The sequence below is a fragment of the Bacillus cereus group sp. BfR-BA-01360 genome, from assembly GCF_022663595.1.
Classification (GTDB): domain Bacteria; phylum Bacillota; class Bacilli; order Bacillales; family Bacillaceae_G; genus Bacillus_A; species Bacillus_A cytotoxicus.
Genome location: NZ_JAKUFV010000003.1, coordinates 1 through 18,361 on the forward strand (window position 1 = coordinate 1; position 18,361 = coordinate 18,361).

The window sequence follows — 18,361 nt, forward strand, 5'->3', positions numbered from 1 at the left end:
CGGTTATAAAACTCCTCAAACAATAGAAGATCTGGCTATAAAAGTAGCTTAGATTTAACTTTTTTGTGTCCAAAATATTGACTCAAATCCATATATTATCTTAAGAGGTTTAAACATATGAACTTTTTTAACGACATAATAAACTCAAGTTCTGTTATAAATACAGCTACAATTCTTTCTTTAATTTTAGCAATCGTATTTTTTTTATATCAAGAGATTAAACAAAGAAAAGAGCGACAAAAAGAAATAATAAGATTAAAAGAAGAGATAATCAATTTGGTAATTAGAAACCATGTTAACAGTGAGGTTCACATATTCCGAATTGATTTGGATTCATTGATAGAAGGGTTTGAAAAAAATAAAAATTGTAAATTAAACATGGAGAGAGTAGATATTGTAAAAATGATTTACGCAAGGGTATGTGAAAATGAACATATTTCTAATGAAATAAGGTTAGAATTATTAAAACAACTAGAAGAGATTTTGGAGAATATTAGATATGATATAACTAATACTACTATCCAAAGTGATTCAGATAGATTTTCTTTATTTACTTCAAGAATTTCTTTAATAGCATCACTATTCGTGTTTCTTTTTATTGTACAATTTGCTCAGTATTCTGAATCAAATCTTAACCTAAATAATATATTAAAAGTTGCTGTAGTTGTTGTGCCGACTATTCTTTTAATATTAGTGAATCCTTTATTAGAGCAGGTAGTGAAAAAGATAGTAAGAATTATAGGGGATAGTATTATTCCTGTAACTAAAAAAGAAAAAACGGGTAAGGATGATATAGAGAGTGAGCAACACTATCAATTATCGTTACCAAATCTCAACAACGAAAGAAAAGAAGAAGTTAAGTTTAATGAATTTTTTAATGATAGTGAAGAAATTAGACAGGTATTTGAGCAAAGAATAATATTAGAAACTATAATAAGACAGCTGTATTTTGTCAGGTTTAATGAAGAAACAAGGATGCCTGTTCTTAAAATAATCTCTTTATTAATTGAAGAGGATGTTTTTTCAAAAAAACTCTCCCATGAGTTAAAGCAAGTTTATTCAGCTAGCAGTCATGTGATACATGAGGGGAAATTACCTTCTAGTATTAATAACTATACACAGTTAATTAATCTAATGAAAGAGCTTGCTTTTATTACTCATACTATTCTAAATGATTATCAAGAGAAAACTAAGGATATATTTTAAGGATTTGAAAAGGGAATATGAATACATAATTAAAAGACAGTGAGCAATTGTAGATGCTCACTGTCTTTTTGATGTGAAATTTTATTTTAATTAAAGAAAACATTTATTCAAATTTTTATGTATATGTTTTCTGTTTGTATTAGAGAGAGTAAGTGATTTTTTAGATTAGTATGTAGTATCATATTTAAATATATATAATTAGACGGAAATATAAAGTGAAAAGGAGCAAGTGTATGAAAGTCTATGATGAAATTATTTGTTGTAACTGTTCAATTAATACATATTTAGCGGAATTTGAAATTAAAATAGAAGACTTAGAGGAGTACCCTAGAATAAAAGTAGTTGGTTATGGTGAAGAAGATGCTTTTTTATGTAAAGAATGCGGAGTGGAATTGGAAGCATTAGATATGTATTTTTTATGTGAGAAGGATTTAAAAGTAGGTTTAGCGCTAATTGTAACTGAAATTGCTAATCAATTATCGGACGAGATTGAGTATTGTTCACATTGTAAAGGAGGAGAATTGCAGCAATACGAATTTCAAGCTGAAAAATTAGAAATTCCTTATACAAGCAGAGGTACAGATATTTATGACTTTTTATGTATGATGAATGTACCAGAGGATATGCATGATGAAATTATGTCGAAATTAAGATGTAGTAATTGTAGTTATGGGGAAGGATATCACCCTAAACAAAATCCTGATAATGGGCAATTTGATTACTATGATAGAATATACAAATCAGAAGAAATCGATGAATTTTGGAGAGGATTTGAGGATGGATTAATTGAGGTTGCTCAAATTTATGGTGTGACGATTTCAATGGAACAAATTGATGATTTCATCCAACACTGTTTTGATAACCCTATGCTAGCTTATAAGCATGATTTAGCAGAATCAATATTTGAAGTCCTTAATAAGGTTTTAGAAAAGAAAGAGAATTTAAGTGTGCAAATAGGAGAATCTTTATTTCGGGGGAGATGCAGAGCAAAGGATAGTACCAAATTTGAAATTAGTAGTTTAGGTATGCCTCCGAAAGGCCTAGCGAGTCATGGAAGGTATAACTTAGTTGGGACATCTGTTTTATATGTAACAGACGATAAAATGGGTATACCTTATGAAATTGAACCTAAGAAAAATGAAGTTGTAGACGTGGCAGAGTATCAAGTACAGCAAGAACTTATTTTATTTGATATAGATACTATTTTTAAGGATTTTTCTGCGTTTATAAATAGAGAAAACGATGAAAGTACCCTAGTAAAAAGAAATTATTTATTCACTAATTTCATAGCCAGTGCTTGTAACGAGGTTGGGTTTGATGGTGTTTACTATAAATGCGCTGGGGATAAAATATATAATAATATTGCGGTCTTTGAAAAAGGTATTATTAAACTTCAACAGCAATCTAGGGTTGAGACAATAGAATATAAAATTAAATATGATTTAGAACAACATTAGAAAGTATGTCTCTATTCAATAAAAAGGAATAGATTTTTAGGTGGAAGGAGGTGCCAAAAAGACAAGGGGATAGGAAATATTATATTTAATTAGAATTATTTAACGTATTATGATTTCCATATTGATGATATGTAAAGAAGAAAGGGTGGATTTAAATGAAATTTAAATATTACAACGATACAGGAAGAACAGTTTCTATTCATCCTGCTACATTTATTCATGGTTGTAAAGGAGATGAAACGCCGATTAAGCCACTTGAAGAAAGATTACTTATCCTACCAGAAGCTACATATCCTTTTGTGAAAATGTGGGATTATGGAGAAAAAGGTTTGCAAATTTTAGTTTCACCTACTGTAGATTAAATACAACAATATGTTAAAAGGCTTAATAATTTTAGGAAGGACCAAGAAAGGAATTGATATAAAAGAGATGAGAAAATGAAGATACTATAGCTGAAAAATCTAAAAAAAAGAAAGGAGAACATATGTCAAGGGTTAAATTCTATTCTGAGTATGATATGGCTTGTGGCTGGCAACTCGAAAAAATAGTAGAGAAAGTTAATAATGAGGTTATTGATTCTGAATGGGGTATTACTGATTTATTAGATTTTCATAATGTTTTAAAATATATAAGTGTTGAAAGATTTAGTGATTATATTGTTGAAGAAACAAGCGTTGATATAAAAGCTTATGAGAAAAAAATAAAACAAAAAATTGGTATCTTCATGGGTTGTTATAAGGATGTCTTCCTGAATCTATATGATGAAATTGAATTTGGTAATAAAGGTGATTTCTTTGAAATTCTTGAAGGTTACAAGATATATCAAAAAATTGAAATTAATGATTTCAGACATTTTCTTGAAAAGAGTAATGTACATATTTATATAGTACTCAAATTTAAGAGATTGACGGAGTATTTTAATGAAGCAGTTAAGGATGTGTTATTAGCTGACTCTAGGAATGCGGAGACAATTCTATCAAAGTATCTAAAGAAAGATGATTTATATCTGCCACCTTCTTTGAACGAAACGGATATATTAAATTTAATTGATGAATATATTGATTCACCACAAGTTAATATAAATGTATTGAGACAAATTATTAATTTTCCAACAAATAAGGGATTAAATATACCTGATAAAATCAAATTGCACGCTAAGAGGAAAGCTAAAGAAGAGGAAGAAAAAGTTTTTACTAAAGGAACAGGTATTGAATCTGGAGTAAGGATTTCTTATCCACAGGAGCAAGATGAAGCTATATTAGTTACTATGGATGGGAGAACAGCAGACATCAAGGTAAGTCGAAAGTGGATTGAAGAAAATATTGATTTTCCCACACTTTGGAATAATTTCATTTATCTATTCGGATTTTTTGATGGTACGATGAGATTAGCAATTGACTCTAAAAAAAGTGATAGCAGTGCTCTAGAGTCAGTATTTAGACCACAAGGAGAACATTTGTATAACCAATCAACCTCTTTTTATTTCAAAGAAATGCTGTCTAATGCTGAGATATATAGTTATGTTAATGTGTTAAATGTTCTTAGTATAAGATTGGAAGAAATGATTGAATGGTTTTTTGAAATATATTTGAAAGAAGAATTTCAAATTAATGATTTCATCGTTAAAATGCCTTCGAGTGAAGCATCGTATTTTGAAAAATGTAGAACCATTCTTCCTGAGATAGATAGAATTTTTAAACAGTATAATACTTTGATTGAAGATGGGATGATAGACCAGGAGTTAATTCAAATGTCATCTTCAAGTTTTAAAAATAAAGATATAAAGTCTTTTAATAGAAAAAAGTATGTTTATTCTTCTAGTGATTGGTATAAAACGGCTTCATTTTTATTATTTTCAGACCAGAGTAGTATAGTCTATTTACCAAATAAAGAAGAGGAATATAAGAATTTTTTTGACTTGATAACTTTAGAAAATTTAACTAGAAGTGATTTTGAAGAGTATCAGTTGAAAGACATTCAATGGTTATTCGATAATAATTTGATTTGTGAAAGTAACATGGGTTACTTAGAGTTTGCTGACCAAAGAGCCATATATATTCTTAAAGAACTGTATTATAAAGAGGTAATGAGTTATTGGCATTATCCTCAGGATATACAAGTATTGATAGAGGAGTTAAGTACTCGTAATCTTGTTGATTTTGAAAATAGCCTGTTTTCAAGAAATGAACAAGATTATCTTGACTATTATCTTAATAAGTCAAAATTCACTAATGGTCATGATATTCGAAATAAATACTTACATGGAACAAATACTAATGATGAGAAACAATATGAGTCGGATTATTATTTAATTCTTAAACTGTTTGTCATAATAGTCATTAAAATAAATGATGATTTGTGTATTAAAGAGGATAAAGAGAAAAGCTAACTCATGATAAGATGGGTCGTATGTTATTATTTATAATTAATAACATGCTTCAGCAGCGGCTATATTCTCAACAACTGAAATGCTTTAGTTGGATTAGTAACAGATAAACGAAAAGGTTATCTTACAACGTGAAGATAGCCTTTTCGTATAGGGAAAATATCATAAAGTAAAATTATAGTCTATCAAACCAAGATATCCGCTATAATAAAATTACCATATACAGCACAGTTAAGGACTCCAAGGAGGCTCTTAACGATGAAAGGAAGCGTCAAAAAAGATAAGAAAACAGGAAAATATTTTTATATTGTAGACATTGGTATTGACCCTCTAACAGGTAAAAGAAAGCAAAAAAAGAAAAGAGGATTCATTACTAAAAAAGAAGCAGAAAATGCGTTAACAAAGCTGCTTTCAGAAGTTCATACTGGAACATACGTAGAACCTAGTAAGCTATTTTATGGTGAGTATCTGGAGAGTTGGTTTAATACAAAGAAACACAGTGTTGGTATCCAAACAGCAAAAGTACTAAAAGGGTACTTGAACAGTCGCATCATTCCATCTCTAGGCAATATCAAACTAGCTAAGTTAACATCATTGCACATGCAAAACTATGTTAATTCACTGCGAGACGAAGGGTTAAAGCGAGGGGCAATCGAGAAGATAATCAAAGTCATTCGGAACTCCCTTGAACATGCAATTGATTTAGAGTTAATAAGTAAAAATGTTGCAGCTAAAACAAAGTTGCCAAAAGCTTATAAGGAAGAGTTAACTATATGGAATGAGCAGGAAGTACAATTATTCTTAAAAGCTGCACAAGACAGTAGATATTCTATTGTTTTTCATATCGCTCTTGTAACTGGAATGCGACAGGGTGAATTGTTAGGTTTGCGGTGGAAAGATGTTGATTTAGAAAAGGGGCATTTAACTATTAGCCAAACGTTAAGTCATGACGGGAAGACATTCTTACTTGGAGGAAAGACGAAATCAAGTTTAAGAAAGATACTATTGCCTGCATCAACAGTAGTAAAGCTAAAGAAACATAGAGCAGTCGTATTGAAAGAGAAGCTGACTCAAGGTGAGGAATACCAAGACAATGACTTGGTAATGTGTACTCCTTCTGGAACACCAATTAACCCTGCTAATTTAAGGAGAAGTTTAAACGCTTTGATTAAGAAAGCAGCTGTTCCAAAGATTCGCTTTTATGATTTACGTCATACCCATGCGACTTTACTACTAGCTAAAGGTGTGAATGTGAAGGTAATTTCCGAGCGTTTAGGACACAGTAATATCAAAATCACATTAGACACTTATTCGCATGTACTGCCAACGATGCAAGAAGATGTAGTTAATAAAATAGAAGAGATTTTGTAGGGAATGTGACCAATTCTGTGACCACTGGCTTTATAAAGTATGGGAATACACAAATAAAAACCGCATCAAACGTTAATTTGACACGGTTTCTAAAAATATGACCCCGGAGAGGCTCGAACTCACGATCTCCACCCTGTCAAGGTTTCACGGGATCATGCGATAAATCATTTCGTTAAATCAACCGCTAAAGCAACGGTAAAAGGAAAACGTTCCTATTTCGTTACTACCGATTATAGCATTAGCACCGCAATACTACAACAGGATATACCACCACCTCGTCGATAAATAATCCGACATAAATTTCCTTGTTTTTCCCTTCTGTAAAGCTGATATCAGAACGATTGGGTCATACGGATATACAAACGACTTTGAATACCTATAGTCATGTGCTACCGAACATGCAGCGTGAGGTGGCGGATAAGCTGAACGAGATGTTTTGTTAATACTTCGTTTTTCTAGCCTTAACAAAAAACAACATATGAGTAAGTAATCAATCGAGGATTTTTCTATTAGGTTTAGATCGAGATAAAATGCGGTAAAAGCGATTGGCGATATGTTAATATAAATTTATGTATTTGATTATATTGAAATACGTAGAAGAAAATGTGGAGTGAGGAAAAAGATGACTGTGCATATAGAATTATTCGAATATCCAACGAAAGAAGAGATGCTACCTGTATTAAAAGATAGCCCTTTAAATAAAATAAATATAGACGAGGTATTGTTTCGCAGGGAAGATCTTAATCCAATAGAGCAATTAGATTATTCAATTACTGTAGGGGAGATGCTTAGTTTGTATCAAAACCGAATATTTCAAGCAAACTTAAGTTATGCATACGTAATGAGTTATTTTAATAGAGGAATCCCGGATGATGAATGGTTTAGGTCAAAAGCTACTGGAGGTGTAAAATACTACCCGGATTTTAAAAACGAGCACTGGACGAACAAAATTCATTTTGAGTATCACATAGATGTATTTTTCCAAAAGGCATTTACTGCATTAGACATATTCGGACATTTGCTGTTCAAATATTTTGATTTAAAGCAAGAAAAGAAACATGGGCGATTACAAGATATAACCTTTAATAATGCATTTTGGAATTTGAAAAATCAAAGGAGGGACATAGACCTACATAAAAAAATAGGTAAAATTAAATTTAGTAATAGATATAAAGAAGTTTCAAAGATTAGGAATGCAATTATTCACAGTCAACCACCATATGTGGTACATAATCGTTTTGAAACGGATAATGGTGTAACTACGACCAGAATCCATTATACTCCTTCAAGAGAATTAGTAGATGACATGTGTGATCTATCAAGATTTATACAAAGAATCGTAGAGGTTTTCTCACAACATATAACAGAAAAACATAAAGGTATTGTAAGGTAAACTAAAAGGCGAAAATGAGTGACGTTAAATGGTGTGAAAAGTTGTAACGTAGAGAAGCCGTTTTTTGTGTGAATGAGAAATGAGGCTACCTAAATCATCTTTCTCCTCTACATAATCTATTACATCGATAGTAAAATTTTTAAACTCTAATAACATTTAACGCACTCCTTTACATAGTTTTATTATATAATCCTACTACATGAGGTATATATAGGAAAATAAATAGTCACCCACGCACGGAAACCGTTCATCGTAACCCGCGTAATATCTAACGATGGGAAGCGGCGGTTTTATGGCGTATATATAGAAGCAATTACATTATCGACTTCCCAACGCTTCCCATTTCGTTTGTTATACGTAACCCTTCGATAATTTTAACGTGAGTGTAAAGCGCACTGATTTACTGCTATATATAGTAGGAAATGAATTCGTCAGTTTACAACGGTTTACATTTCGGAAACCTTCGCCGTCGGATAGACACCCGATTAGAACTTTCGGAAGTGGGTCATTTTTCGTCCGTATAGTAGTAGAAACTCGTTTTCTGCTTATGGATTACTTCCGATTTTATTAGTTTATGTCTTCACGACGGATGTCCTTCAAAAACTTCGACCCTCATTTCAAATGTATGATTCTAAGTGAAAACGTACATTCGTTTCGTCTATTCTATTGACGTTGAGAGATATCGGCGATAAAATAGACTTATCTTAAAAAATCGTACATTCAAAACATTGGTATTACTGTTTTGAGGAGAGGGGGATGTCGTATGAATCAATTGAAAGACGTACAACCTATTCGGAATTTAGAACAGATCGATAACATGAAGTGGGCATTACGAAGACATTGCAGCGAAAGAGATTACATACTATTCTTAATCGGTATTAATACGGGATTACGTGTCGGTGATCTACTAAAGTTAAAGATATCGGATGTGAAGGGGAAGCGTAAGGCAATCGTTAAGGAAGGTAAGACACAAAAGAAACGCACTATCTACCTAGACTCGATATACGATGAGATACAGGCGTACGTATCCACGCTGGATAGCGAGTGGTTGTTCCCTTCGAGGAAAGGCGACAAGGCAATCTCACCAACGCAAGCATATCGTCAGCTAAATAAAGCCGCAGACTTTGCAGGAGTAGAGAGCGTCGGTAATCATACGTTGAGAAAGTCGTTCGGGTATTGGTACTATAAGCAGCATAAGGACGTCGCGGAGTTGCAAAAGATATTAAATCATAGTAACCCTTCGATAACGTTAAGATACATTGGAATCACGGAAGAACAAATCGAGGACAAATTAAAAACGTTTAAATTGTAGTCGGTAGATAATACCGGTTCGCCTCAATACCGCGTGCACAATTCGAAAGGGAATACGTATTACATTATGGCTAGTAATTCGTATATGGAAGTACGTTAATCGGACGTAAAAAGACCGCCCGTAATAGGGAGGCCACTGAAAAAGTGGTTACTTTGAGAAAATAACACGCATTTTATCAATATGTTGAAATTAAAAAGGATCCCATAACCTTTATATAGTAGGTGGTGGGATCCTTTTTCTTATGAAGTGGAGTTTTTCAGTGCCCTCCGTAATAGGCGGTCGATTTTTTTATTAAGTGTTTTTTAATGCTTGTTTTAGCGTTTTAACTGTTTGTTCAAGCCATTCTAATGGTGTTATTTCTAATCCTTCAAAATATATCCCATCTGCTGAAAACTGTATGTATTCATTTTTTTCTTTATCACTATAATCACTTTGAATAAATTCAGTTAGAAAAATAATAGCGTCTTGTAAATATTCCGTACTTTCTTCTTCAAGTAACTCTTGGAGTGCTTCCTCATAAAATGTATCTTGATGAAATGTTGCTGCTAAGAACTGATAAACCGGATCTTCTGGATTTTTTTTTAATAGCATATATTTCTTTCCTCCTATTAGTCAACTGGGTAACCTGTTAAAATGAAATTTCCATTGCCGTCTTTTTTTAAGACAATTTTGGCATTTTTCATATCATGAGCTGTTGTAGACCCTCTCCGTACTCCACGCCCAATAATATCATTATTATAATAATCCAACGCTATCGTAGAACGGCTTCGGGGATTATTTAACCAATCTCTAATAATTCGTTGGTTATTAGGGTCACTGAGGGTAGCATTAGCTACTTTCTCAGCGGTAGCCCTATCAGTAAAAGTTGATGCCCCTGTTATTCTAGAATCATTCTGTAATCTTTGCAACAACTCTTCATCTGTTTTTCCTACGTGTCTTTCGATTAAATGTCCACCTCTAGCTTTATGCGCTTCTAGTCCGCCTCCTGGAGTAAGCGGACTGCTATCACCAGGTTTTACATTAAGAATATTTTCATCTCTAGCAAACTGATGGGTCGATAGCTTTTCTTCAGCTTGTCTAAAATCTGGTGTATCAAATCCAGATCGCAAACCACCTCCACCAGCAAAAGCAAATCGATCTTTCAATGGTAACGGATTCGAAACAGACGAGCTACCTTCTGAGAATTTCGCCAGATTCACACCTTCACCAAGTGTAGTTACTTTTCCTACTTTGCTAATCCCTTTATCACCAATCCATCCTAATCCAAATTCCATAAAAGTAGTTGTTCCCCATTTTGCAAGACTTTCCGCATCGCCATTCCAAACATCATTCATAAATGAATCCGAAAAAGTATTCCATGCAGTAGAGACTGTCTCTAGTGGATGACCTATAGCATACTTAATATTTTCTTTTGTTACTGTATCGTCTAGTGAATTGAATCCTTCTACAATCTCTCCGATAACTTGCCCAGAACCAACGTATATACCGTCCCAAACTTTTCTAAGCATAGATTTTTCAGGGGGGGTATCATACATTGTACCTTCTTCGATATTATCATCTGATGATAAATTGCTATTTACAATATTGTCCGCTTGACGTTCCCTAGCTTCTGTAATCGCTTGAATAGAAGTAGTCCACTCCATATTCAATCTTTGTGTACTAAATGTACCACTTACAGGACTAAAACCTTTTCCACTTTGGACTTCTGTAAGACCCATCGCAATGCTAGCCGCCAATTGAATTGCTATACTATAGTTATTACTAGATATTTGATTAAACTCATATAGGTGATCTAATTTTTCTTGCAGTTTTTTTCTCATAGCAGTGAAAAGATTTACCATAGCATCCATACCTGGTATTGGCATAGTTTGAGTAATGGCTTCCATACTTGCTATCATTCGGTCAATTTCTCGAATTTGTTCTAATATTTCTTGTTCGATTACATCTGTGGAGGCGACTTGTGATTGAAATTGACTTGGAAAGGCATCATTCTGACGGATTAATTCCTCACATAAGTAAATGATTCCTTGTGCTAAAGGACGAAAGGTTTGCACAAAAAATGCTTTTGCACTACTATATGTTTGTCCTTGCAGAACAGTATCAATTGCAAAAGCATCAATCGACTGAATGACTTGTTCCATGCCTTGAATGGTAGCGGTACATACAGCGTTCATACTTTGAGTTTGGCTTTGTACTTCTCCCAAATACATATTTAAACTCATGCAGTGACCTCCCTTGCTAATTGTTGTTGCTGATAGGATAGGTCGTTTTCTAAATCACTAAGGTCTCGTCTTTCTTTAAGCAATGTTTCTTTTCTGTTTTCTAATTCGAATGTAAGTTTTCGCTCAATGTGCCCTGCTTCTTGACGCATATTCATAAAAAAATGAGATAATTCTCTATCGCCGTGCCAAGTTTCTAAAATACGGTTAAATAAACGATTGCTTCGACTTTTCCATTCGTGAAAATCTGTTTCCGCTTGCTCCTGAGTTTGAATCGCGGATTGATTTCGTTCCTGTTCTTCAAATACACTGCATAACTTTTGATTTAATTGCTGGATTTGTTTTTCAATATCTGGACTCATCATATTCCTCCTACCGTTTTACCTTTACGTAGGTTGTCACATTAGCGAAAAGTATTGTGAAGTTCATGATCCATTCTCTCGAACTCTTGGGCTACCGAATGAATATTATTCACCGCTTGTTGAAAGGCAGCAGAAAATTGTTTCGTCAAATCTAAAGCTTGTTGGTTCGCCTCTTGTGCTTTGGAATTAACAGATAGTGTTGTACGCGTCGCCTTTTTTATAGAATGATTTGTTGCATTTTGAATGGTATCCACAGCATTCCCCATTTGAGTAGCAATTTGTTTTGCCGTTTGAAAATTACTTTGAAATTGTCCCATCGTATACCCCTTTCTATATTTCTCTAAATATATCGGGAAGAGTGCAGCAGAAGTATACCAACTCCTTATTGCCTTTCTAAAAACATATTCCAAGTTTAATTATAACAATAATTGGCTATATTTTCCTAGGAGCATTCTATTTCAAAAAGGTATCACTCAGACCATATATCTCTTCGTCGATGAATTACCTTTCAGAAATCATTATTGGGTACACTTTTCCTTATCCTACTATTTTAGGGCAGTAAGACTCCCACCTCAAGATTCAGAGAGAAGCAAGGAAGATAGGTGGGAGTCTTACTGCCCGTAACAGTCCGATTGGTGAGGGCTCATAATCAGTGGGGATGAAGAAAATCCCCACTGATTAAAGTTTCACTTTATCCGTGCTTTCTTTGTGAATAGCCTCAGACGTTTCCCTCTTAAACGATTAGAAGACAAACAAAAACCCCCCTTTTCTGTTTTGTAACGAAATAGGAGGTTTCCATACCGACATACAGTTTGGCGGTGTACCGCAATCCTGTCGACTAAATCAACGAATAAATCATCGCATAAAAATAGCACTCTATCCGTTGGTAGAACGCTATTTTACCGTGAATTGTATGACCCCGGAGAGGCTCGAACTCACGACCTCCACCCTGTCAAGGTGGCGCTCTCCCTGCTGAGCTACGGGATCATGGATATGTAGTAGAATGTATGATTCATTGTAATAGAATTTTGGTGTGAAATCAATATATAAGTGTGAAATTTTAGAATTTTTCACTTTTTCGTTTAGATGACTAATCCTTTTACAAATGGAGTGAAAATACGATGTAACAGAATGAGCTGTGGATGCTGTAAAATTTTTGTGGGGAAAAGCGGCGCGATCCGTATGGTTAAAAATCTTTTCAGATGCGAGCACCTAGAAATAGAACGTTTTCGATTTATGGTGCGATTTTAGATGTGGATGTGACGCATGATGAGTTTTTGAAGGAGTTAGTGAACTAGGTTGGTTCGAAGGGGATGGTCATTTATGGGAATGACCGATGAGGTTACGGAAGAGGAAGCTAGGAATCGGTTCATAGATTTGTTGCATGATAAGAAGGATCAGAATGAGTAAATCCTGCTTTTTTGTTTTGGATTGTTCATAAATAGTTCGTTCACTTTATTGTAAAAGTGTGATATAGTGAAGAATGATGGTTGTTTTCCAGTTTGTTTCCAATTTAAAGGTGGGTTAGTGATTTTTATATATAAGTTACGAAAAAAGGGAGAGTTATATGGGTAAATGTAAGAAAATTATGTTTTTTGTTTTGGTGATATGTTTGTTCTTTGTTACCCCTTTACCATTACATGCAGAGACGGGAATGGAGCCAGCACCAGCACCTGGACAAGGTCCAAATGTGTTTGGAAAGTTTGCTGTTTCGATTGATGCGAAGACGGGGGATGTGCTATATGATAAGAATGCACATGAACATGCGTTTCCGGCTAGTATGACAAAGGTATTAACGGCTATTTTACTTATGGAGCATACGAAGCCTGAAGAGCAATTTACACTTTCACAAGCGGCATTAGACCAGGAGAAGAGTAATTATCAACTGGAGTTTCAAGCTGGAGAGACGGTAGATCGGAATACGGCGCTAATGATTTTAATGGTGCTGAGTGCGAATGATGTCGCGTATGCGATAGGGGAGCATATTGGAGGAAGTATAGAAAACTTTGCGCATATGATGAATGAGAAGGCAAAGCAGCTTGGCGCGACGGATAGTCATTTTGTTACACCGAATGGTTTGCACGATCCAAATCATTATACGACCGCATACGACATGGCAATGATTACGAGAGGCGTACAAAAGTATCCTGAAATTTTACAGGCGATGAATACAAAGCGTACGACGGTTACAACTTCTAGACAAACGGTTTCTATTTTTAATAAAGCAAATTATTTTGAGAATCCGTATAGTATTGGTGGAAAGACAGGTTTTACAAATGAAGCACGTAACACGCTTGTTTTATTAAATGAGAAAGATGGAAATCGAATTATTAATGTTGTGATGGCTTCACAAAAGCCGGAAATCTATGAAGATATGAAGCAGATGGCTGAATATGCATTTCCGCAGTTTACGAAACAGCTCGTACTCGATAAGAATTATTGGCATGAAAGAGCAACGTATTTAGATAGAGATATAGATTGTGAATTAGAGAAAAGTGCAGAACTGATGCTGAAAAAAGGGGAAGGAAAAAATGTAAAAACAGTTTTTCGAAAAGCTCCTGTAGATACAGATTCTTTATATGAAAGAGGAATTCATCGCGGTGAGGTAGTGGGAACTGTAGATATAACAAAGAATAATGAAACGATTGCAAGCATTCATGTTCTTTCAAAAGAAGATGTGCAGTTTGCGGCAGCGAAGGAGAAGATAGAAAAAACGGGACAAACGTATTCTTTTGAAGGGATTGCAGCTTGTGTTGGAATTGGTATGATTATACTTTTATTACTTGGTATATATATTACGAGAAAATCGAAAAAGAATGCGGTTTCAGAAGAAAAATAGGCAATGATGAATTGCCTATTTTTTATTGCGTTTTCGAGTTGTTCATTATAGTATTAAATTGAGTTCTTTTTAAAGAACAAGATAAAGTATTCTATTTTTTTACATATATATGAAAAAGAGGAGGGAGACCGATGAAATTTGTTTGGAAGATAATGAGTAATGTGATTTCGTTTGTTTTATTCGCATTAATGGTTTTTTTAGCTTTTGTTGTGATTTCTTCTAAGGCAAGTGGCGGGGAGCCAACTATTATGGGATATCAATTTAAAACGGTACTATCTGGTTCGATGGAGCCGACGTTTTTAACGGGTTCTGTAATTGCGATTGAACCAACGAAAGATGGTTCTAAGTATCAAAAGGGAGATGTTATTACATTTAAGGAAAGTGATACGAAAATTGTTACGCACCGTATTATTGATGTGCAAAATGCGAATGGAAAAGTGATGTATGTAACAAAAGGTGATAATAACAACGGACCAGATATGAAGCCTGTATTAGCGGAAAATGTGATAGGGAAGTATGAAGATATTACAGTTCCGTATGTTGGTTATTTGTTAAATTATGCAAATTCAAAGGCAGGAGCAGCTCTTCTATTAATTATTCCAGGACTTTTCTTACTTGGGTATTCGGTATTCTCTATTTCGAGTGCAATTCGTAGCATTGATAAAGAGAAGAAAAATAAGTCAGCAGATGTAGGACAATCTGTATAAAGATACGGGGATAGAAAGTCTTTACGACACTTGGGGGATATGGATATGACCATAAAGAAAAAATTAGGACTAGGGATTGGATCGGCACTGATGGGAGCAGCGTTAATTGGGAGCGGAACCGTTGCGTATTTTAGCGATCAGGAAGTTACGAACAATACGGTTGCGGCAGGCACGTTAGATTTAACAGTAAAGCCGGCTACGGAGATTATTCAAGTAGGAAATATAAAACCCGGGGATACGATTATACGTGATTTTGAATTGGTGAATAGCGGCACACTCAATATTGAGAAAGTTTTCTTATACTCCGAATATATAGTGAAAGATACAAAAGGTGATAATACAGAGGATTTTGGAGATCACATAAAAGTTACAATCTTAAAGAATACAGATAAGGGCCATAACATGATAAAGGAAAAGAAATTATCTGAATTAGTAGGAAAGCCATCCATACCAGTAAATAATGATTCACTTGCGGAAGCATTGGATGAAAAAGGGATTAGGGCTGGGCATAAAGATTCCTTTAAAGTGCGCTTTGAATTTGTTGATAATGGGGAAAATCAAAATCAATTTCAGGGCGATACAATCGAATTGAAGTGGACATTTGATGCGCAGCAAGGAAATGGGGAGGAAAAGTGAAGAAAGGGCTATCAAATTGATAGCTTTTTTCGTTAAAGGTATTTGTTTTTATTTTGAAAGAATGGATAGATGTAAATAGGAGAGGGTAGAATGCCTAAAGCGTTAAAAAGAATAAAAATGATGCTTGTTTTCCCATGTATGTGTTCTGTAGCTTTTTATATGGGAGCTCAAATTGTCACTCATACAGAAGCAGCTTTTGTAACAGAGCAAAAAGTGCAAGGTTCGATCGCTGCAGCTCCTGTGTTTCCGAAAACCATATACACGTTGAAACAAACTGCAAAGCAGCACGAGAAAGTAATTTTACAAGTATATGAAAACATGAAAAAAGAAGTAGAAGAAGAAGCATCTATAGAAGTACTTGAAAACAGACTTGTTTCATGGAAAGAGCAACGTGAAAAAGTTGCTTTCGAGCGCGAGTTATTACAGAAAATATATATAGAAATGGAAGGGTATTATCATCAATTACAAGAAAGCCATTCACAGGAGCAACTTCAATCTGTCAAAGAGAATTTAAATGTTATCAATATGATTTGTAAGAATGTTGATAAAGCTGCAGGAATTCAAAAAATTGATGAAGAAATTCGAACGCTTCAAAAGCAAGTCGATGCGGAAAAAGGGAAAAAATTGCATGAACAAGCAAATGTATTAGAAAAACAAGAAGCCGAGCATGTAACGGCTACGGAGTCAACAGCGACAGAACAGCCGTCTCATCATAAAGAAGAACAACCATCTGAACAAGATGTTGACTCTCATTTAAAAGAAGCAACAAGCAAATAGAGTGTTTCTATTGAATCGCTGTATTTTTGTCTACATATGAAAATAAAAAATTTAAATGAAAAGATTGCGTTTAAATAAAATGTTCTTTATAATGAACGTGAAACAACTTTTTAAAGAACAGATATTAGAGATAGTGTGAGTGGAGGAGCGAGGTAGAAAGACTATGGCTTTATCCGATATCTCTGAATGATGGAAAGGGATAATAAAAAAATCTAGGAGGAATGGAAAAGTGAGTTTAAAGAAAAAGTTAGGCATGGGAGTTGCGTCAGCGGCATTAGGGATTGCTTTAATTGGCGGAGGAACGTTTGCATTTTTTAGCGATAAAGAAGTATCGAACAATACATTCGCTGCAGGTACTTTAGATCTTACTTTGGATCCTAAGACGATTGTAGACATTAAAGATTTGAAGCCAGGAGATTCTGTTAAGAAAGAGTTCTTATTAAAGAACAGTGGTTCTATCGCGATTAAAGATGTGAAATTAGCAACGAAATACTCAACTGTAGATGCGAAGGGTGATAACGCAGGGGAAGACTTTGCGAGTCATATTAATGTGAAATTTATTTGGAACTGGGATAAACAAAGCGAACCAGTTTATGAAACAACTTTAGCAGATTTACAAAAAGCGGATCCTGATTTATTAGCGAAGGATATCTTTGCTCCAGAGTGGGGGGAAGAAGGAGGCCTACAACCAAACACAGAGGACTACCTATGGGTAGAATTTGAATTTAAAGATAATGGACAAGATCAAAATAAATTCCAAGGCGATACATTAAACTTAGAATGGACATTTAATGCAAGTCAAGCTGATGGAGAAGAAAGATAAATACAGAAAAAAAGCGGGAGTTTCCCGCTTTTTTGATAGAGAAAGGAGGATCTTCATATATCCTCCTTTTCATGTACATTATTTTTGATTTTGTTTCCATTTACTAAACTCAATGAATTCACGGAATTGTTCTTTTGAGACACCAGAGTTCATTGCTTCTTTAACAAGGTGTGTCCATTCAGAGTCTAATTGATTTTCTAACGGTGTTGTGTCATGAAGAAGTGTGTCAATTGGTATTTGCAGAACGGCTGCGATTTTTTCTAAAAATTGAATGGACGGATTTTGTTGTAAATTACGTTCAATGGAGCTAATGTAGGACTTTGCAACACCGGCCTTTTCAGCAAGTTCTGTTAAAGAAATCCCTCTTTGTAAGCGAAGGCGTTTTATACGTTCTCCAATCATATTTGCGCACCTTTCTGTAAATGTATATCCACTTATGATGTTATTATAGCATAAATTTCTCTAAAAAGAACAATGCCTTAGGCTTGCGTGGATTGCTTCATATTTTGGAAGAAATGTTCAATGTCTTGAATTGCAATTCCTGCATCAAGCGCCTCAAGTATTAAATCAATCCATTCCTGATCTAACGAGTCTGTCTTATCTTTGTACAAATTTATTCCTCCCTAATTGTCGGTCATAAGTAATATTACAAAATACTCGATATTTTAACATTTTTATGATAAAAATAATAATTTCTTTAAAAAATTTGTATATGTATCGTCGTATTTTGTAGATAAAAAACAAAGATAAAATCCCCATCGAGTTCTCTCATCAAAAATTATAAAAGGTTTGTCGTGATTTATCAATATTTTCAGAAAGAATGATAAATCATAATATACTTCTATAACAAATAAATAATTTTTACAAAAACAT

Annotated in this window: 18 protein-coding genes, 1 tRNA gene and 2 pseudogenes; 14 read left to right on the forward strand and 7 right to left on the reverse strand. The window is 34.2% G+C overall.

Translation table 11 applies throughout. The annotated features are described in order from the left end of the window. Positions 1-117: 117 nt before the first annotated feature. From MR056_RS03615 to MR056_RS03650, 8 genes and pseudogenes are all read left to right on the forward strand, one after another. Positions 118-1,206: a hypothetical protein gene (locus tag MR056_RS03615; protein WP_210351498.1), complete on the forward strand. Its 1,089-nt coding sequence runs from the start codon at positions 118-120 to the stop codon at positions 1,204-1,206. Between the two features lie 233 nt (positions 1,207-1,439). Continuing rightward, entirely contained in the window at positions 1,440-2,663 is a 1,224-nt protein-coding gene (locus MR056_RS03620; protein ID WP_210351499.1) for a hypothetical protein, read from the forward strand. Positions 2,664-2,818: 155 nt separating this feature from the next. Beyond that, complete coding sequence (locus MR056_RS03625; protein WP_210351501.1) at positions 2,819-3,025, forward strand: hypothetical protein; 207 nt, start codon at positions 2,819-2,821, stop codon at positions 3,023-3,025. A gap of 122 nt (positions 3,026-3,147) precedes the next feature. Further along, positions 3,148-5,052, forward strand: a complete 1,905-nt coding sequence (locus MR056_RS03630) for a hypothetical protein (protein WP_210351503.1) — start codon at positions 3,148-3,150, stop codon at positions 5,050-5,052. Positions 5,053-5,307: 255 nt separating this feature from the next. Continuing rightward, a complete protein-coding gene (locus tag MR056_RS03635) occupies positions 5,308-6,420 on the forward strand; it encodes a tyrosine-type recombinase/integrase (protein ID WP_210351504.1) in 1,113 nt (370 codons plus the stop codon). Between the two features lie 317 nt (positions 6,421-6,737). Next, positions 6,738-6,863: pseudogene (locus tag MR056_RS03640) on the forward strand (site-specific integrase); the annotation flags it as partial. Between the two features lie 179 nt (positions 6,864-7,042). Continuing rightward, positions 7,043-7,813 (forward strand): Cthe_2314 family HEPN domain-containing protein, encoded by a 771-nt coding sequence (locus tag MR056_RS03645; RefSeq protein ID WP_242136519.1) that lies wholly within the window; start codon positions 7,043-7,045, stop codon positions 7,811-7,813. 763 nt (positions 7,814-8,576) lie between these two features. Beyond that, positions 8,577-9,125 (forward strand): tyrosine-type recombinase/integrase, encoded by a 549-nt coding sequence (locus MR056_RS03650; RefSeq protein ID WP_210352008.1) that lies wholly within the window; start codon positions 8,577-8,579, stop codon positions 9,123-9,125. Positions 9,126-9,416: 291 nt separating this feature from the next. On the opposite strand, the gene MR056_RS03655 is transcribed toward MR056_RS03650, so the two are convergent. The 5 genes from MR056_RS03655 to MR056_RS03675 form a co-directional block, all read right to left on the reverse strand. Further along, positions 9,417-9,716, reverse strand: a complete 300-nt coding sequence (locus tag MR056_RS03655) for a contact-dependent growth inhibition system immunity protein (protein ID WP_098329798.1) — start codon at positions 9,714-9,716, stop codon at positions 9,417-9,419. A gap of 17 nt (positions 9,717-9,733) precedes the next feature. After that, a complete protein-coding gene (locus tag MR056_RS03660) occupies positions 9,734-11,347 on the reverse strand; it encodes an RNase A-like domain-containing protein (protein WP_210351505.1) in 1,614 nt (537 codons plus the stop codon). Then, a complete protein-coding gene (locus MR056_RS03665) occupies positions 11,344-11,706 on the reverse strand; it encodes a DUF3958 family protein (protein ID WP_210351506.1) in 363 nt (120 codons plus the stop codon). The genes MR056_RS03660 and MR056_RS03665 overlap by 4 nt, the downstream gene beginning before the upstream one ends. A gap of 41 nt (positions 11,707-11,747) precedes the next feature. Beyond that, positions 11,748-12,023: a TIGR04197 family type VII secretion effector gene (locus MR056_RS03670; protein WP_087098038.1), complete on the reverse strand. Its 276-nt coding sequence runs from the start codon at positions 12,021-12,023 to the stop codon at positions 11,748-11,750. A gap of 597 nt (positions 12,024-12,620) precedes the next feature. Next, a tRNA-Val gene (locus tag MR056_RS03675) sits at positions 12,621-12,693 on the reverse strand. Positions 12,694-12,908: 215 nt separating this feature from the next. Between MR056_RS03675 and MR056_RS03680 the strand changes: the two are divergent. The 6 genes and pseudogenes from MR056_RS03680 to calY all read left to right on the forward strand — a co-directional run bounded on the left by MR056_RS03680 (position 12,909) and on the right by calY (position 17,488). Next, a pseudogene (locus tag MR056_RS03680) lies at positions 12,909-13,116 on the forward strand (hypothetical protein). Positions 13,117-13,273: 157 nt separating this feature from the next. Further along, entirely contained in the window at positions 13,274-14,545 is a 1,272-nt protein-coding gene (locus tag MR056_RS03685) for a D-alanyl-D-alanine carboxypeptidase family protein (RefSeq protein ID WP_210351507.1), read from the forward strand. Positions 14,546-14,676: 131 nt separating this feature from the next. Then, positions 14,677-15,252 carry a signal peptidase I SipW gene (gene sipW, locus MR056_RS03690; RefSeq protein ID WP_011984078.1) on the forward strand — a complete coding sequence of 192 codons (576 nt, stop codon included), beginning with the start codon at positions 14,677-14,679 and terminating at the stop codon, positions 15,250-15,252. A 45-nt stretch (positions 15,253-15,297) separates the two neighbouring features. Beyond that, the gene (locus MR056_RS03695; RefSeq protein WP_011984079.1) at positions 15,298-15,888 is read left to right on the forward strand and encodes a TasA family protein; all 591 of its coding nucleotides are present in this window, start codon (positions 15,298-15,300) and stop codon (positions 15,886-15,888) included. A 90-nt stretch (positions 15,889-15,978) separates the two neighbouring features. Then, positions 15,979-16,665, forward strand: a complete 687-nt coding sequence (locus MR056_RS03700; protein ID WP_011984080.1) for a DUF4047 domain-containing protein — start codon at positions 15,979-15,981, stop codon at positions 16,663-16,665. 229 nt (positions 16,666-16,894) lie between these two features. Next, positions 16,895-17,488: a biofilm matrix protein CalY gene (calY, locus tag MR056_RS03705; protein WP_011984081.1), complete on the forward strand. Its 594-nt coding sequence runs from the start codon at positions 16,895-16,897 to the stop codon at positions 17,486-17,488. A 78-nt stretch (positions 17,489-17,566) separates the two neighbouring features. Here calY and MR056_RS03710 read toward each other — a convergent pair whose 3' ends face one another. Further along, positions 17,567-17,890: a helix-turn-helix domain-containing protein gene (locus MR056_RS03710; RefSeq protein ID WP_011984082.1), complete on the reverse strand. Its 324-nt coding sequence runs from the start codon at positions 17,888-17,890 to the stop codon at positions 17,567-17,569. A 77-nt stretch (positions 17,891-17,967) separates the two neighbouring features. After that, positions 17,968-18,099 carry an anti-repressor SinI family protein gene (locus MR056_RS03715; protein ID WP_011984083.1) on the reverse strand — a complete coding sequence of 44 codons (132 nt, stop codon included), beginning with the start codon at positions 18,097-18,099 and terminating at the stop codon, positions 17,968-17,970. Positions 18,100-18,361 lie beyond the last annotated feature (262 nt).

Excerpts from the sequence above, each read along its gene's own strand:
- MR056_RS03635 (WP_210351504.1), top strand. The coding sequence starts at position 5,308 with ATGAAAGGAAGCGTCAAAAAAGATAAGAAAACAGGAAAATATTTTTAT.
- MR056_RS03685 (WP_210351507.1), top strand. The coding sequence starts at position 13,274 with ATGGGTAAATGTAAGAAAATTATGTTTTTTGTTTTGGTGATATGTTTG.
- MR056_RS03645 (WP_242136519.1), top strand. The coding sequence starts at position 7,043 with ATGACTGTGCATATAGAATTATTCGAATATCCAACGAAAGAAGAGATG.
- MR056_RS03665 (WP_210351506.1), bottom strand. The coding sequence starts at position 11,706 with ATGAGTCCAGATATTGAAAAACAAATCCAGCAATTAAATCAAAAGTTA.
- sipW (WP_011984078.1), top strand. The coding sequence starts at position 14,677 with ATGAAATTTGTTTGGAAGATAATGAGTAATGTGATTTCGTTTGTTTTA.
- MR056_RS03710 (WP_011984082.1), bottom strand. The coding sequence starts at position 17,890 with ATGATTGGAGAACGTATAAAACGCCTTCGCTTACAAAGAGGGATTTCT.
- MR056_RS03695 (WP_011984079.1), top strand. The coding sequence starts at position 15,298 with ATGACCATAAAGAAAAAATTAGGACTAGGGATTGGATCGGCACTGATG.
- MR056_RS03625 (WP_210351501.1), top strand. The coding sequence starts at position 2,819 with ATGAAATTTAAATATTACAACGATACAGGAAGAACAGTTTCTATTCAT.
- MR056_RS03630 (WP_210351503.1), top strand. The coding sequence starts at position 3,148 with ATGTCAAGGGTTAAATTCTATTCTGAGTATGATATGGCTTGTGGCTGG.
- MR056_RS03615 (WP_210351498.1), top strand. The coding sequence starts at position 118 with ATGAACTTTTTTAACGACATAATAAACTCAAGTTCTGTTATAAATACA.
- MR056_RS03670 (WP_087098038.1), bottom strand. The coding sequence starts at position 12,023 with ATGGGACAATTTCAAAGTAATTTTCAAACGGCAAAACAAATTGCTACT.
- MR056_RS03660 (WP_210351505.1), bottom strand. The coding sequence starts at position 11,347 with ATGAGTTTAAATATGTATTTGGGAGAAGTACAAAGCCAAACTCAAAGT.
- MR056_RS03650 (WP_210352008.1), top strand. The coding sequence starts at position 8,577 with ATGAATCAATTGAAAGACGTACAACCTATTCGGAATTTAGAACAGATC.
- MR056_RS03620 (WP_210351499.1), top strand. The coding sequence starts at position 1,440 with ATGAAAGTCTATGATGAAATTATTTGTTGTAACTGTTCAATTAATACA.
- MR056_RS03655 (WP_098329798.1), bottom strand. The coding sequence starts at position 9,716 with ATGCTATTAAAAAAAAATCCAGAAGATCCGGTTTATCAGTTCTTAGCA.
- MR056_RS03700 (WP_011984080.1), top strand. The coding sequence starts at position 15,979 with ATGCCTAAAGCGTTAAAAAGAATAAAAATGATGCTTGTTTTCCCATGT.